The organism is Dactylosporangium sp. NPDC005572 (assembly GCF_040605515.1).
Lineage (GTDB): Bacteria > Actinomycetota > Actinomycetes > Mycobacteriales > Micromonosporaceae > Dactylosporangium.
This window is the reverse complement of record NZ_JBEXCY010000055.1, coordinates 26,099-39,135: the sequence shown is the minus strand read 5'-3', so window position 1 is coordinate 39,135 and position 13,037 is coordinate 26,099. Positions and strand designations below refer to the sequence as shown.

Here is a 13,037-nt window from a genome sequence, read left to right as displayed (position 1 = left end):
GGAGTCGCGCGCCGGCAGGCGTGGATCGCCGTGACGATGGGTGGCGAGCGCTTCGCGGCGGATCCAGATGGCCGCCGACGTGACAGTCACCCGAACTTCGTCCACTGCCCTTCAGAAACCACTTCGACGGAGCCGTCGACGACCTTGATGGCCGTCTGTTCGTCGATGGCGTAAGCCGGGACGCCGATGTCGGCCGCCCACCGCTCGGCGTCGGCCAAGGTGTTCGTGGGGAAGAGGTTCAGGTGCGGGAAGATCGAGAAGTCGACAACTCCCAAAGCTCGGTCGTCGGGCGCCGACGGCCATTCGACGAAGTGCGCACCGATCCGGGGCGTCATCACCATGCTTCCCGCGCTCACCCCCACCCAGACGGTGTCGGGCAGCGAGGGCAGCAGATCGGCCAGCCCGGACTCTCGCATCCAGTGACACAGGTACGTCGCGTCGCCGCCGTCGACCAGCAGCACATCGGTCTCCCGGACCCACGGAACCCATCGCTCTGCGCCGATGCTGGGTAGCGCCGTGAGCTCGAGGACACCGAGCGAAGCCCAGCCCAGGCCGGACAGGTACTGCCAATCGGGCGCGGGGTCGGCGGCCACGAAGCCACGCACCGATGCCGGTCCGCACATCGGGTGACCCCATTGTGCTGTCGGGACGCAAAGAGCGTGGCATTCGGAGACCGGCTTACCGAGAAGCTGCAAGAGCGCCGAGTGGATGCTCGGGTTCGTCACACCGCCGGACGTAAGCAAAAGATTCAAGGCATCTCCAAGATCGTGAGCGGAAGGTAGCTGCGCCCAACGGGCAGGGACCGAACCCGGACCCATCGTAAGACGGGCGCCTGCCCTCCGGAGGTCCACGAGACCGCCGCGGCGAATGCCGCATCCGGTTCTATCTCGAACAGCACATGCAACCTGACCGAGACGCGCCGGATGCTCCTGTCGCGACGACCGCTCCCGGCCGGCGCCGAACGTTCGTCACGCGGCGTGACGGAGCTTGCCGACCTTGCGCTCGCGGTCGGCGGCATGAGCGGGATGCTGGGTAGCGTCCCCGCCATGCCTGTAGCGCCCAGTTCGACAGTCCTTGAAGGCCGCTATGTACGTCTTGAGCCGCTTGCCGAGTCCCACGTGCCCGCCCTGTTCGGCGCAGGCGGCCGGGACGACGAAGTGTGGCGCTGGCTGAGCGCACCTACTCCGGGTACCGAAGCGGAACTTCGGCAGATCGTGTCCAGACGCATCAAGGACGTGGACGACGGGAAGCGAGTCGCGTTCGCCGTGCTGGCTCGTGACGAGGGAACAGCGATCGGCGCCACGAATCTGCACAGCTGGCATCGCGCCGACGGGCGCATCGAGATCGGCGGCACGTGGTTCGGCAGGAAATGGTGGCGTACCGCAGCGAATACCGAAACGAAGCTCCTGACGATGACCTATGCCTTCGACACGCTTGGCTACGCAGCCGTCGTATGGCGCATCAGCCCGCAGAACGTCCGCTCCCAAGAAGCGATCACCCGCATCGGCGCCAACCTCGACGGCCGCGAACCGCAGGTCATCGGCGAGCCGAGCCTGCTGGTCTACACCATGCTCCGAACCGAATGGCCCGCGGCGAAGGCGCACCTGTCCGAACGCCTGGCGAGGACTTAGGCACCCTCCCGGTGTCCGCTCATCGGCTCAGTTCGCCAAGGTCCGTGGCAGTCGTCACGCCGCGTAGCGCGCGGATCGCGACATCCACCTCGGCCATGGGCACCCTGAATGGTGGGGCCGGTTCCGGCCGGTGTTGCCACAGGGCACGGGGCCGTTGGAGGCGGCGGCGTTCGCGGCCGCTGCCTGCGCAGATACCAGGCTCGTGGAGTTTCTCGCCGCCCGTGTCGAGAACGAGCAAGCCGGCGAACATTACTTTGACAACTTCCTGGCCGAACTCCGGCAGCTTCAACCAGACATCCAGCATCGCCATCCGATAATCCGACCAGCCACCTGAGGCGTCCTGCTGCCACCCGCACACGGCGGCGATTCCCGGCCACCACGCCGTGATATGCCGCGTATACATTGGCTTCAGTGTCGCCAGCCGCCAGCTGGGCCGTCACGATTTGTAGTGCCCGGAACGCGGCATGAGCGTGCGACCGATCGAGTTCGCATTCGTGGCGGCGGCCACTTTCCGGACCAGATACCGGTCACGGGCTCATGCACATGCATTTCGACCTGTACCGTGCTCGCGTGACAACGCCGCCCTCCCCCGCCGGCCCGAATCCGGACTTTCCTGCGTGGAGCAGGCCTGACGTCCCTGGACCGAACCCGCCGTCCCCCGGCATGCCTACCTCCGGGCCGCCGACCTCCGGCATCCCTGCGTACGGGCCGCCGACCTCCGGCATGCCCGCATACGGGCCACCGACCTCGGGAATGCCCGCATACGGGCCGCCGACCTCGGGCACGCCCGCATACGGGCCACCGACCTCCGGCATGCCCGCGTACGGGCCGCCGCCCGCCACCCCTCCTAGCTGGAGCGCGCCAGCCACCGGTGCTGTCCTCGGCGGCCCGGGCCCAGGGTGGCCGACCGGTGACCAGGTCACACCCAAGCGGTCGAGGGGCAAGCTGGTCGTCGGTGTCGTCGCCGTCGTGCTCCTGCTGCTGTGCGGTGTCGGTGGGGTCGCGGCCTTCGTCGGCGGTGACGAGCAGAACCCGACTTCCCAGGGTGCGCCCGGCGGCTCATCGCCGGGCAAGGCGCCGGAGCCGTTGACCGCCACCGCGTATCAGACGCTGCTGACCGAGGTCGACGGGCTGATGGGGCCGGCGTGGCAGAAGGTCGCCGCGGCGAAGAACCAGACGTCAACGGCCGAGGCCGCGCAGGCGTTGGCCGAGGCGGTCAAGACGAGCGGGCCCAGGTTCGCGGACGTCACCCCGCCGAAGGAGGCGGCGGCCGGCCACGAGCAGATCAAGCGGGCGTTCGAGTCGTTGAGCAGCGACTTCAGCGCGCTGGCCGGGTCGGTGAAGTCGGGCAAGGTCTGCGCCGGTTCCTCGGTGGTCGCCCAGGTGAGCGGGTCGCAGTCGGCGACGTATCTGCGGGAGGCGGTCAAGGCCTTCGGGTCCGCCTTCACGTTCGGTGCGTGGCTGCCGGCACCGGTCGCTCAGCAGAGCCGCACGCTGGCGAACGGCACGATGGTGAAGAAGGGGACCCTCAACGGCTCGGGCGAGTTCACGGTCAACAACAGTGGCAGCGAGACCGACGTCGTCGTGAGCCTCGTCCCGAACGGCGCCAAGGTCGCGGCCTGGACGGTCTACGTCTCGGCCGGCAAGACGTACAAGGTCAAGCGGGTCAAGGACGGCACCTATCAGGTGTACCTGGCCACCGGCGTCGACTGGGACCCGGGCGTCGCCGGCTTCACCCGTTCCTGCCAGTTCGAGAAGTTCGACGACACCTTCGACTTCAAGACCACGAACAATCAGTACACGACCTGGGAGATCACCCTCAAGGCCAGCGTCGGCGGCAACGCCGACACCGACTCGGTCGACCCCGGCGACTTCCCGCAGTGACCGGGGTGCGCGGCGGCTGCTCACTGCCGAACTGAGCGGCCGCCGCCAGCCCACCGGGAACAGACGGCAGGTGACGAACTGCGTCCGGCCCTCGCACGCCAACGACGCCAGCGGGCAAACCGACGAAGATGGTTGTGTGAGAGCGATCTACCCAGACAGCGGCGATGGCGACCCGGAGGCCGTGCCCGGTGTGCGCCCCGAAACCGAAGGTGTGGCCGACGCCAGGTCACTGATGCTCGAAGTCGATGGAGAGAGGTTCGCCGTCAGCCCGAACGAGTTCGGCGGTACCGACTACGCGTGGCTGAGCGGGCCGAACCCCGGCTATGGATTCGGCGTGAGCCCGACCCCGAACCTGTCGCTCGACGAGCACATGGAGAACATCCGCAACTTCCTGGCCCTTGTTGACCCCACCACCGGGTACATCGAGGACGACTGAGCCACAAGCGCGGTAGCGATGTCCTCCAGGTCCACCATCCGGCCGCGACAACCAGGTCTTCTTAGAGTTCCTAACAAAGTCGGACAGCGTGTCGGTACGTGATGATGCAGGTGGCGAGGCTGAGGAAGGCCTCGTGGATGTCGTCGCGGCGTTCCCAGCGGATGCGGAGTCGTTTCATGCCGTGGTACCAGGCGATGGTGCGTTCCACGACCCAGCGGTAGACGCCGAGGCCGGAGCCGTGGGGTGTGCCGCGGCGGGCGATGCGTGGGCGGATGCCTTTGGCGCGCACGGCGCGGCGGTACTTGTCGTGGTCGTAGGCACGGTCGGCGAACACCTGGTCGGGTCGTTGTCGTGGGCGGCCACGACGGCCCCGCACGGGCGGGATCTTGTCGATGAGTGGCAGCAGCTGGGTGATGTCGTTGCGGTTGCCGCCGGTCAGCGAGGCGCACAGGGGGATGCCGGCGCCCTCGGTCAGGACGTGGTGCTTCGAGCCCGCTCGGGCGCGGTCGACCGGGCTCGGTCCGCTTTTGGGCCGCGGCGGGCGGCGCGGACGTGGGAGGAGTCGATAACCGCCCGGGACCAGTCCAGTTTCCCGGCGGCATGCAGTTCGGCCAGGAGGAGTTCGTGCAACTGCTGCCAGAGCCCGGCGGCGTTCCACTCCTCGAGGCGCCGCCAGCAGGTCATTCCGGACCCGAACCCGAGTTCCTGCGGCAGGAACTCCCATTGGATGCCGGTGTGCAGCACGAACAGGATCCCGGACAACACCTGCCGATCCGGGATCCGGTTCCGCCCCGGGCGCCGTGGATCGCGTGGCACGGGCTTGGGCAGCAACGGTTCAATGCGTTGCCACAACCCGTCGGGCACGATCCATGGCGGCTGCTCGCCTCGCCGCACAGCTCAACATGCTAGATCAACGTCCACAAAGGACGCCAGCCCATAGACCATCTTTGTTAGGAACTCTTAGTCGCCGGAGAAGCCCCAGAAGTAGATCTCGATGGGTTCGCCGATGGCGTCGTGCAGGACTGCGCAACGGCCGAACCAGCGCTGCGTGGCCAGCGGCTGGAGCGCGTCGACGTGGGCGCGGGTCAGCTTGGCAACGCCCAGCCGCTCAACTGCCTCGACCTCGGTGACCAGCTGGACCGTCCCGAAGTCAGGCGCCGCACCCTCGGCCACCACCCGCGACATGTCGAGAATCGAGTGCGTGCCGGACTCCTGCACGATCTCCTCGGCCCACAGCTCAGCCTCGGTCCGCGGCCGGTCCGGGAAGTCGGCTGCCGACTTGCCGAACTCGTAGGGCACGGCCCACCAGTAGTCGCCGGTCTCGAAGACGCGCTGCCGCAGCTCATGCAGAGCCGCCTGAAGGTCCGGTTGATACGGGACGTAGTAGTCCCATCCCGATGCGCCCATGACCGCCTCCCCGATTTGATCTTCCAGGGAACCTAGACGGTACGGCGAGGCCTGTCCACCGCACGGTCATCGGCTTCTTGTCCGCGCGCCGAGTCACCGGTACCGGCCATCACGCTACGTTGCGCGCGAATCGCAGGTCGACGGGCGTCGAGGACGAACGCAACGATAGCGGCGCACCGCTACGCCGGGAGTGCCGTCGACCGCCCGACCTCAGATCCCACGAGTGTCGATCAAGCTAGTGTGCGGGGATGGACAAGCCGCGAGAGGGCCCGCTGCACAACGCTGCCCAGGCGGGCGATGCGCAGCAGGTAGCTCGGTTGATCGCCGAGGGTGTCGTGGTAGACGCAGGCGACTTCCGTATGTACACGCCGTTGCACATCGCCGCCGGTATGGCGGCCGCGGAGGTCGTTGCGATGCTGCTGGACGCGGGCGCGGACGCCGGGGCCTTGACGGTGTTCCAAGACACGCCACTGCATCGGGTGGCCCATGGTCTCGTCGGCGCTGCCGACGCTCGACTGGAGATTATCGACAGGCTCCTCGATGCCGGCTGTCCGCTCAACGCGGTCGACACCGCCGGACGCACCGCGCTGTGGTACGCAGCGGGAACCGGCACCACGCCGTGGACGCCTGAGCAGCAGATCACTCGCTTCCGCGTCCTGCAGCACCTGCTGGATCGAGGCGCTGATCCCAGCATCGCGGCGCGCGGCAAGCAAGGCCGGCCGATCGACGCCGCCCGGGGACTACATCAAATGAAGAAGTACCGGATCGAGTGGGCTGAGGGGGTGGTACTGCTGGAGCAACACGGCCAGTAGACGGCTCGGTTTCAGACCGGTGGAACGCAGCCACTCGATGCGCATTCACCGGCATCGGGACGGTGGCGGCGCAGGCGCTCCGGCTACACCGCGTGACACGCTTGCCCAGCGGCCAGCACGCACGGAAAGCGGCATGTGTGCGTAGGTGATCAAGCGGGGCGCGGCCGAGCGTCTGCCGCCGAGGTCTTCACGAACGTGGCCGGTTGGTTGCCCCGGGTGCGTCTTTGCCGCTCAGGCACGACAGCGCACCCGGGCCAGGATTGTGTCGGGTGGGACCGATTCGAGGTAGGAGCTCAGTGCCAGTGCGTGCTCGTCGGCGCCGCGGTTGCCGGTCTCCTCGCTGAGCCAGTCGCCGGTGAGGGTGATGTAGACGTAGGTGGACAGGGCCTGGGCGGCGGCACGGGCCAGATAGGCGTCACGGCCCTCGGCGAGGGCGGCGACCGGGTCGGCGAGCAGGAACGAGAAGGTGAAGTACGGGTGGCGCTGGGTCGCTGCTGCGATGGCGACCGCCTGGACCGCGGGCTGGGCCAGCCAGTCACCCTGGCCGTCGAAGTCCGACAGGGGTCGGGTGCCGGGGTGGGCCGCGGTCAGTTTCGCCCACGCGTCGAATTCGCCGGCCGCGTGCCGCACCGCGCGGTCCCGCACCGCCGCGAAGTCGATCGCTGCCTTGGGGACCGCGAAGGCGACCCGCCGCCGGCCGAGGCGCAAGCGGTCGAGGCCACGCGGCAGCAGCGGGAATGCGGCGGCGGCGCGGGCCGGCTCCCAGCGGTCCCAGGTGGCCGACGGGTCGAACGGGCCGTGGGTGTAGTCGTCGCGGTCGTACGGGGCGAGAGCCGCAGCGACGGCAGCCGCGACGTCTGCCGGGGGCGTCGGCGGCAGAAAGACGGTGACGTAGAACTGCACAGCGCCGCATCCTACGGTCCGGCCGCGCCGCCCAGGAACACTGTCGCACCGCCACCCGAGCTCCGGCGCGCCGTCCCGATCGCTCGGCTGCCGCTCCCCGCGCCGGGCCGGTCACGGGGGCCGCGATCTGCAAGATCGAGCACCGTCGTGCTGATCTGTCCATACCACTTGATGAGCATCCGAGCATCCATGGAGCAACCACGACGAGCAGGCAGCCGGACGGGGAGTCGCTCGCCAAGCATCGGACAGCGGCATGAGCGCTCGGCCGATCATGGAACGCGGGCTGCTACGCCACCGCGATGTCTCGGGGCGATCGGGTGGTCCGTCTGTCAGTCGTAGATCGCGGCGAGCCGCGGATAGTGGGCGCGGACCTCGTCGTCGTCCTCGTGATCGAAGTCGTCTCCGCGCAATGCGATGGCGAACGTGTCGGCGGGCAGTTCGGCCCTTGCCGCCATTGTCGCGGCGAAGAAGTCGTCGTGGCTGTCGAAGGCTGCTGCGCCGACGCTCAGCAGGTCCTCGCACTCGAGGAAGTCATCGTCGGGATCGACGCCAAGTTCGGCGAGCGTGTCCGGATCCCGCAACGCCCGCTCCCAAGCGTTGCGGCCCTGTGTCACGAGCCAGGCGCGGAAGTAGTCGAACGCGTCGTCGGAGCAACCGCCCTTCATCAGGTAGGCAGCACCCCACAGGTCCCAGTCGTAGGACTCCGCGGCGAGCAGGTCGTAGCGGAGGTCGAACGCTACGGCCGCGTCCCGGCCCAGCTCGACCAGGTGCGACGCGATCCGCTCCGCTACCGCCGCGGCCCCTTCGCCCGTCCGCGTGTCGACGCCGGCTCGGGCGCGCTCGACGATCGCCCAGAACTCGTCCCGATCCATGATCGCCATATGCCTGATCATGGCACACGCCCGCGTTCCGACAGCTCGATGCACGGAGAGGTCGAGTCCAGGCGTTGGTTAGTTTCAGGAGGCCGTCGCTGTCGAGGCACGGGAGCCGGGCAGGGAAGGCGGCTCAGGATCACAGTGCGTCACCAGTCGCGATGAATCACCGGCGCAGCGCGGCAATTGCGGATCCGAAGGTCGTACAGGGTGGAACCTACCGGTCTCGCTCGTCCAAGACGCGCTCCCACTCGCCGATCAAGCCGACTGCGAGTGACTGGTCCAAGCGCCCCTCATCGACCGCTCCGATCACCTCCGCCGCGAACTCGACGACGAAGGAGACACCCCGCTCACCCGAGATCTGACAGAGCTCGCCGAGAAGTTCCTTGACCTCGTCCAAGTGAGCGCCGCCGGTGCGGCTGTCACGCCACGTAGCGATCGGATCGCGGCAGATCCGGGCGCCTGATCTTGGCGATCCGTATGGCAGGCAGGAAGGCACCGCCGATGGCTCGGTTCGGCGGCGTTGCGTTCAGGATCATCAGCCGATCGGATGACCGAAGGCGATGATCGGCTATTTCCATGTGCGACGGACACCCTGCGACGCTTAGGAAGGAGGCATGACCAACGAGGTGACCGTTCCTCTGCTGCCGTGCGCATCCATTGACGACATCGAAGCCTTCTACGGAGTTCTCGGTTTCCGCACCACGTACAAGCAACGCAAGCCCAACGCGTGTGTGGGGGTGCAGCGGGAAGACCTGCATCTACAGTTCTTCGAGATCGCCGGATTTGACCCGGAGCAGTCCTATGGCTCCTGTCTCGTACTCACCGCGGACATCGAGGGACTACACCGGGCATTCGCAGCCGGCATGCGCGCCGCGTACGGCAAGGTACTGGTATCCGGAACGCCGCGGATGACCCGGCCCAGGGCGCGGAAGAACGCCGACGGGGTGGGCGGATTCAGCGTCATCGACCCGGGCGGCAACTGGATCCGCGTCTTTCGGAACGCCGCCACCGCGCCCATGCCGGCCACCACCCCTACCGGGCGGCTGGCCAAGGCCCTGGCGAATGCTGTCGTGCAGGCCGATTCCAGGGGAAGCGTCGGACAGGCCGTTCGGATCCTCGACAGCGCGTTGGCCCGCCCGCACGCCGACGACGACCCGGTCGAGCAGGTAGAGATCCTGGTCTACCGCGCCGAACTCGCGATGGTGCTGCACGATCCAAAGACTGCGGCCGAGATGCTGGCCCGCGCCCAGTCCGTCACGCTCACGGAAGACGAATCCGAAAGGGCGGCACCCGCGTTCGACAACGCCGCCGACATCGCAGCAGCACTGCGGTGACTCACCACGAACGCCTCTCTCATCTCGGCTATGAGCGGATGCCGATTGACGCCCTTGCTGAGGATCTTGGGTGAGGGCGGTGCGGGTCGTCATGACCGAGGCACAGCCCAGCCGCGACCCCCGCCCCCACACTGACCAACTCGTCCGGACCTGGCCAAGGTCGGACGACGGGCACGAACTGCCGTCGGCGCCGTGGTTGCGTCCGGGCGCCCAGTGGAGCTGCTCGCGGGGCGTTTTGGCATTGCATCGCCGACAGTGCCGAGCACGCCAGCCGTGCGGACATCATCGGCGAGTCGATCGACGGCCGGAAGTCCATGGGCTGATCGCGGGAAGGTCATCGCCCGATAGGGCGGAAGCGAGAGGCACTATTACGCGACCTCTGAAAGGGGCCTTACCATCGGTCGATGAGGCGTGTGATTCCCGTCGATTTCGCGGGAACGGGTTCCGGCGAGGACGAGCTGTCCTGGGGGCAGCGGGAGATCTGGCAGGCCTTCGTCGAGCAGAAGACCTGGATGCCGATCGGCGGGACGCTGCCGCTGCCCGATGGGCACACGCTGGACGACGCCATCGAGCGGCTGCGGTACCTCATGTCCCGCTATCAATCGATGCGCACCCGGCTGACGTTCGCGGCCGACGGCACGCCCCGCCAGATGGTGCACGCCGCCGGCACGATCGGGCTGGAGATCGTCGACGCCGGTGACGCCGACCCTTACGAGGTCGGGCGGGCCGTCCAGCGCCGCTACGAGGAGACCGAGCTCGATTTCGCCGCCGAGTGGCCGGTGCGGATGGCAGTCATCGAGCGGGGCGGCACACTGACGCACCTGGTCGCCATCATGACCCACCTCGTCATGGATGGCGGCGGCTCGGCGGTGATGCTGGCCGAGAGCGAGCGCAACGAGGCCGCCCCCGTCAGCGCCATGCAGGCCCTGGAGCAGGTGCGGTGGCAGCGCTCCCCGGCCGGGCAGCGGACGAGCGGGTCCGCGATCCGGCACTGGGAGGCCACGATGCGGGCCATCCCGCTGCGCCGGTTCGCGGGCGACGGCGACCCACAGAAGCCGCGGTACTGGCGTGGCGAGCTCACCTCCGCCGCCCTTGAGCTCGCCCTGCGCGCGCTCACCGCCCGCACCCAGGTAGACGCGGCCGCGATCATGCAGACCATCTACGCGGTGACGATGGCCCGCGTCGGCGGCGTGAACCCGGTCGCGACCCGGCTCATCACCAGCAACCGGTTCCGCCCCGGGCTCGCCGAGGTCGTCGGGCCGGTGTCGCAGACCAGCCTGTGCAGCATGGACGTGGCCGGGGTACCGTTCGCCGAGGCGCTGGACCGTGTGCGGCGGGCCGCGATGACCGCGCACAAGTACGGGTACTACGACCGCGCCCGGCTGGAGGAGGTCGTCGCCGAGGTGATCCGCGACCGGGGGCCCGAGTTCGACCTCGACTGCTTCTACAACGACCGCCGCGGCCCGACCCGCCCCGAGGCCGTCGACCCCGCCGAGATCCAAGCCGCGCTGTCGCGCACGGAGATGCGCTGGCCGATCAAGCGCGACGAGGTGTACCCCCGGATGTTCCTCAACATCGACGACGGCACGGCGTTCGGCTCAACCGGCGAGATCCTCCTGCACATCGAGATCGACACCCACTTCGTCCCGCCTTCGGCCGCGGAGGCCCTGCTGTACGGCATGGAGGAGACGGCGATCAACGAGGCAACCGCCCCCTAATTATCGTAAGTCGCTTGGCCGTCCGGGTCGGAACGGATCTTGGCTGCCCGAGCCTGGCCCGTGTCAGGTGTCGGTAGGGTCCACGGCGTGGAGTTGCGCGACGCGCCGCGGCGCCGGCCGGTCACGCCCGGGGCAAAGAACGCTGAGGGCGCTGCGTGAACGCCCGGCTGCCCGTGGCGCTCGGCGCATGCCTCGGCGTCGCCGCGTACCTCCCCGATCTGCTGGACGACTCGGTAGCGCCCTACGCCAACCCGCTGTTCAGCTCGGGATTCGCCTGGGGGCTCGTCGCCCTCGTCGCCGGGTACGCGAGGCGGCGGCCGAGGTCCTCGATCGTGGCCGGTGCGGCAGCGCTCACGGTCGCCGTGTTCGTCTACTACTTGCTCATCGTCGCCGGTCAACGCTGGTACGTCGACGCGTTGAGCAGCGCGGACGGGATGGCGTCGATGGCCGGGCTGCGATCGGTCGGCCGGTCGGTCGTGTTCTGGACCGCCGGTGCGCTCATCGGTGGCGGCACGCTGGGATGGCTGGGCCACCTCGTCCGCCACGCGCCGGCATCACCGGGCTCGGCCGCGATCGGCACGACCCTCGGCCTGCTGTCCGGGGAAGCGATCAGCATCCCGCTCGTCTACAACGCCTGGAACACGTTCAGCCCGACCAGGCTCGTCCCGTCGCTGACACAACTGATCCTCACCGTCGCCACGGTCGCCGTCCTGACCCGCATACGCGACCGGCCGACCATATGGTGGCTCGTCGTACTCGCCGCCGCCGCGTCCGTCGTCGTCAACGTGATCCTCTGGTACGTGCTCCTGACCGTACGGATGAGCCTCTGATCGTCAGCTCCGGGCGTCCACGATAAGCAGGCCGCCCGCGTCGCAACGGGATCAAAGCGTGTATCCCAGCAAGAGCGACCAGGACGCCCACCGCAAGGCCAAAGGCTCCCACGGTGGGCGTCCCCCGAAGTTCGACCCGCAGCTCTACCGGCTACGACACGCCGTCGAGAACGGCATCGCCCGCCTCAAACGCCACCGCGGTGGCATCCCGCTGGTCCAGCCACTTGAGAATCGCCTGGTTGGTTTCTTCCGGCTTTTCCTGCTGGATCCAATGACCGCAATCCAGGGTGACCACTTCCACATTGGGCACGAACTCGGTCAGTCTTGCAGACCTCTGGACCGCATCCCGGTCGCCGTAGATCATGAGTGCGGGCTGTTGGATGATCGGGTTCACGTCCGCCAGCAAGCGCCAGTTGCGGTCGAGGTTCCGGTACCAGTTGATACTGCCCGTGAACCCTGATGCCTCAAAGGCGGAGACGAAAACAGCCAGTTCGCTGTCGCTCATCAAGGGCTCACCCAGTGGTGTTTCGGCGTTGGCGAGATTGATCATCACCATCCCCGGCGGCGGCTCGCCGAGCGGCACGTTCTTTCGGTACATGTTGCGAAGGAACCGGAACGTATTCTCCTCCAACACGGCGTCCGCGACGCCCGGCTGCCGATTGAAGTGGACGAAATAGAAGTCGCCGCCGAGTACCTCTTCCATGAACTCGATCCAGGGCCTTTCTCCGCGCTCCTGGTACGGCAGGCTCAGGTTGATCACTGCATTCACACGGTGTGGATGCAGCAAGGTCAGTCCCCAGACGACCATTGCACCCCAATCGTGACCGACGAAGGTGGCATCTTCGTATCCGTAGTGATCGAGCAGTGCGACGAGATCGCCCGACAAGTGTTCGATGTCGTACTCGGTCACTTCGGCCGGCCGGGACGAGTTGCCATAACCCCGCTGGTTCGGGACGATGACATGGTATCCCGCTGCGGCGAGGGCGGGCATCTGATGGCGCCAGGAAAATGCATGCTCCGGCCAGCCGTGACAGAGCACGATGGGTTTTCCTGCATTTTGCCGGCCTGCTTCGAAGACTTCGAGCTCCACGCCGTTGACGGAAATGATGGTGGGCTCGGGAAAATCGGCTGGATCAAACATCGTCTTCCTCTTCAGCTATTTCGGGGTGATCAGGCGACGAAGGTGCCCGGCCGAGGGCCGATACGG

The 13,037-nt window shown here is 67.8% G+C and carries 15 protein-coding genes and 2 pseudogenes; 9 read left to right on the top strand and 8 right to left on the bottom strand.

From position 1 onward, the window contains the following. Positions 1-86: 86 nt before the first annotated feature. On the bottom strand, positions 87-752 hold the full coding sequence (locus ABZS66_RS25535) for a Type 1 glutamine amidotransferase-like domain-containing protein (protein ID WP_354761719.1): 666 nt from the start codon (positions 750-752) through the stop codon (positions 87-89). A 225-nt stretch (positions 753-977) separates the two neighbouring features. Here ABZS66_RS25535 and ABZS66_RS25530 point away from each other — a divergent pair, with 225 nt between their 5' ends. Continuing rightward, positions 978-1,631 (top strand): GNAT family N-acetyltransferase, encoded by a 654-nt coding sequence (locus ABZS66_RS25530; protein ID WP_354761717.1) that lies wholly within the window; start codon positions 978-980, stop codon positions 1,629-1,631. 19 nt (positions 1,632-1,650) lie between these two features. Here the strand turns inward: ABZS66_RS25530 and ABZS66_RS25525 are convergent, their stop codons facing one another. Beyond that, positions 1,651-2,034 (bottom strand): hypothetical protein, encoded by a 384-nt coding sequence (locus ABZS66_RS25525; protein ID WP_354761716.1) that lies wholly within the window; start codon positions 2,032-2,034, stop codon positions 1,651-1,653. 274 nt (positions 2,035-2,308) lie between these two features. On the opposite strand from ABZS66_RS25525, the pseudogene ABZS66_RS25520 reads away from it, so the two are divergent. From ABZS66_RS25520 to ABZS66_RS25510, 3 genes and pseudogenes are all read left to right on the top strand, one after another. After that, positions 2,309-2,482, top strand: a pseudogene (locus tag ABZS66_RS25520) (pentapeptide repeat-containing protein); the annotation flags it as partial. Between the two features lie 118 nt (positions 2,483-2,600). Continuing rightward, positions 2,601-3,515 (top strand): hypothetical protein, encoded by a 915-nt coding sequence (locus tag ABZS66_RS25515; RefSeq protein ID WP_354761714.1) that lies wholly within the window; start codon positions 2,601-2,603, stop codon positions 3,513-3,515. Between the two features lie 136 nt (positions 3,516-3,651). Next, positions 3,652-3,951, top strand: coding sequence for a hypothetical protein (locus ABZS66_RS25510; protein WP_354761712.1), 300 nt, complete (start codon positions 3,652-3,654; stop codon positions 3,949-3,951). Positions 3,952-4,021: 70 nt separating this feature from the next. Here ABZS66_RS25510 and ABZS66_RS25505 read toward each other — a convergent pair. Both ABZS66_RS25505 and ABZS66_RS25500 read right to left on the bottom strand, forming a co-directional pair. Next, positions 4,022-4,818, bottom strand: a protein-coding gene (locus tag ABZS66_RS25505; RefSeq protein WP_354761750.1) for an IS5 family transposase whose coding sequence is annotated in 2 segments (ribosomal slippage) — positions 4,022-4,476 and positions 4,476-4,818 — 798 coding nt in all. Because the reading frame shifts where the segments join, the coding sequence is not laid out codon by codon here. Between the two features lie 93 nt (positions 4,819-4,911). Next, on the bottom strand, positions 4,912-5,358 hold the full coding sequence (locus ABZS66_RS25500) for a hypothetical protein (protein WP_354761710.1): 447 nt from the start codon (positions 5,356-5,358) through the stop codon (positions 4,912-4,914). Positions 5,359-5,606: 248 nt separating this feature from the next. Here ABZS66_RS25500 and ABZS66_RS25495 point away from each other — a divergent pair, with 248 nt between their 5' ends. Then, positions 5,607-6,170 (top strand): ankyrin repeat domain-containing protein, encoded by a 564-nt coding sequence (locus ABZS66_RS25495; RefSeq protein ID WP_354761708.1) that lies wholly within the window; start codon positions 5,607-5,609, stop codon positions 6,168-6,170. Positions 6,171-6,401: 231 nt separating this feature from the next. Here the strand turns inward: ABZS66_RS25495 and ABZS66_RS25490 are convergent, their stop codons facing one another. The 3 genes from ABZS66_RS25490 to ABZS66_RS25480 form a co-directional block, all read right to left on the bottom strand. Further along, a complete protein-coding gene (locus ABZS66_RS25490) occupies positions 6,402-7,073 on the bottom strand; it encodes a hypothetical protein (protein ID WP_354761706.1) in 672 nt (223 codons plus the stop codon). Between the two features lie 329 nt (positions 7,074-7,402). Beyond that, a complete protein-coding gene (locus ABZS66_RS25485; protein WP_354761704.1) occupies positions 7,403-7,954 on the bottom strand; it encodes a DUF4240 domain-containing protein in 552 nt (183 codons plus the stop codon). A 208-nt stretch (positions 7,955-8,162) separates the two neighbouring features. Continuing rightward, positions 8,163-8,345, bottom strand: coding sequence for a hypothetical protein (locus tag ABZS66_RS25480; protein WP_354761702.1), 183 nt, complete (start codon positions 8,343-8,345; stop codon positions 8,163-8,165). Positions 8,346-8,562: 217 nt separating this feature from the next. On the opposite strand from ABZS66_RS25480, the gene ABZS66_RS25475 reads away from it, so the two are divergent. The 4 genes and pseudogenes from ABZS66_RS25475 to ABZS66_RS25460 form a co-directional block, all read left to right on the top strand. Next, the gene (locus ABZS66_RS25475; protein WP_354761700.1) at positions 8,563-9,282 is read left to right on the top strand and encodes a VOC family protein; all 720 of its coding nucleotides are present in this window, start codon (positions 8,563-8,565) and stop codon (positions 9,280-9,282) included. A gap of 404 nt (positions 9,283-9,686) precedes the next feature. Further along, complete coding sequence (locus ABZS66_RS25470) at positions 9,687-11,000, top strand: condensation domain-containing protein (RefSeq protein WP_354761698.1); 1,314 nt, start codon at positions 9,687-9,689, stop codon at positions 10,998-11,000. 155 nt (positions 11,001-11,155) lie between these two features. Next, positions 11,156-11,830 carry a DUF6518 family protein gene (locus ABZS66_RS25465; protein ID WP_354761696.1) on the top strand — a complete coding sequence of 225 codons (675 nt, stop codon included), beginning with the start codon at positions 11,156-11,158 and terminating at the stop codon, positions 11,828-11,830. Between the two features lie 91 nt (positions 11,831-11,921). Further along, a pseudogene (locus tag ABZS66_RS25460) lies at positions 11,922-12,032 on the top strand (IS5/IS1182 family transposase); the annotation flags it as partial. Here the strand turns inward: ABZS66_RS25460 and ABZS66_RS25455 are convergent. Next, on the bottom strand, positions 11,982-12,971 hold the full coding sequence (locus ABZS66_RS25455; RefSeq protein WP_354761694.1) for an alpha/beta hydrolase: 990 nt from the start codon (positions 12,969-12,971) through the stop codon (positions 11,982-11,984). The pseudogene ABZS66_RS25460 and the gene ABZS66_RS25455 overlap by 51 nt on opposite strands. Positions 12,972-13,037: the final 66 nt, after the last annotated feature.

Excerpts from the sequence above, each read along its gene's own strand:
- ABZS66_RS25525 (WP_354761716.1), bottom strand. The coding sequence starts at position 2,034 with ATGTATACGCGGCATATCACGGCGTGGTGGCCGGGAATCGCCGCCGTG.
- ABZS66_RS25500 (WP_354761710.1), bottom strand. The coding sequence starts at position 5,358 with ATGGGCGCATCGGGATGGGACTACTACGTCCCGTATCAACCGGACCTT.
- ABZS66_RS25495 (WP_354761708.1), top strand. The coding sequence starts at position 5,607 with ATGGACAAGCCGCGAGAGGGCCCGCTGCACAACGCTGCCCAGGCGGGC.
- ABZS66_RS25485 (WP_354761704.1), bottom strand. The coding sequence starts at position 7,954 with ATGGCGATCATGGATCGGGACGAGTTCTGGGCGATCGTCGAGCGCGCC.
- ABZS66_RS25475 (WP_354761700.1), top strand. The coding sequence starts at position 8,563 with ATGACCAACGAGGTGACCGTTCCTCTGCTGCCGTGCGCATCCATTGAC.
- ABZS66_RS25470 (WP_354761698.1), top strand. The coding sequence starts at position 9,687 with ATGAGGCGTGTGATTCCCGTCGATTTCGCGGGAACGGGTTCCGGCGAG.
- ABZS66_RS25455 (WP_354761694.1), bottom strand. The coding sequence starts at position 12,971 with ATGTTTGATCCAGCCGATTTTCCCGAGCCCACCATCATTTCCGTCAAC.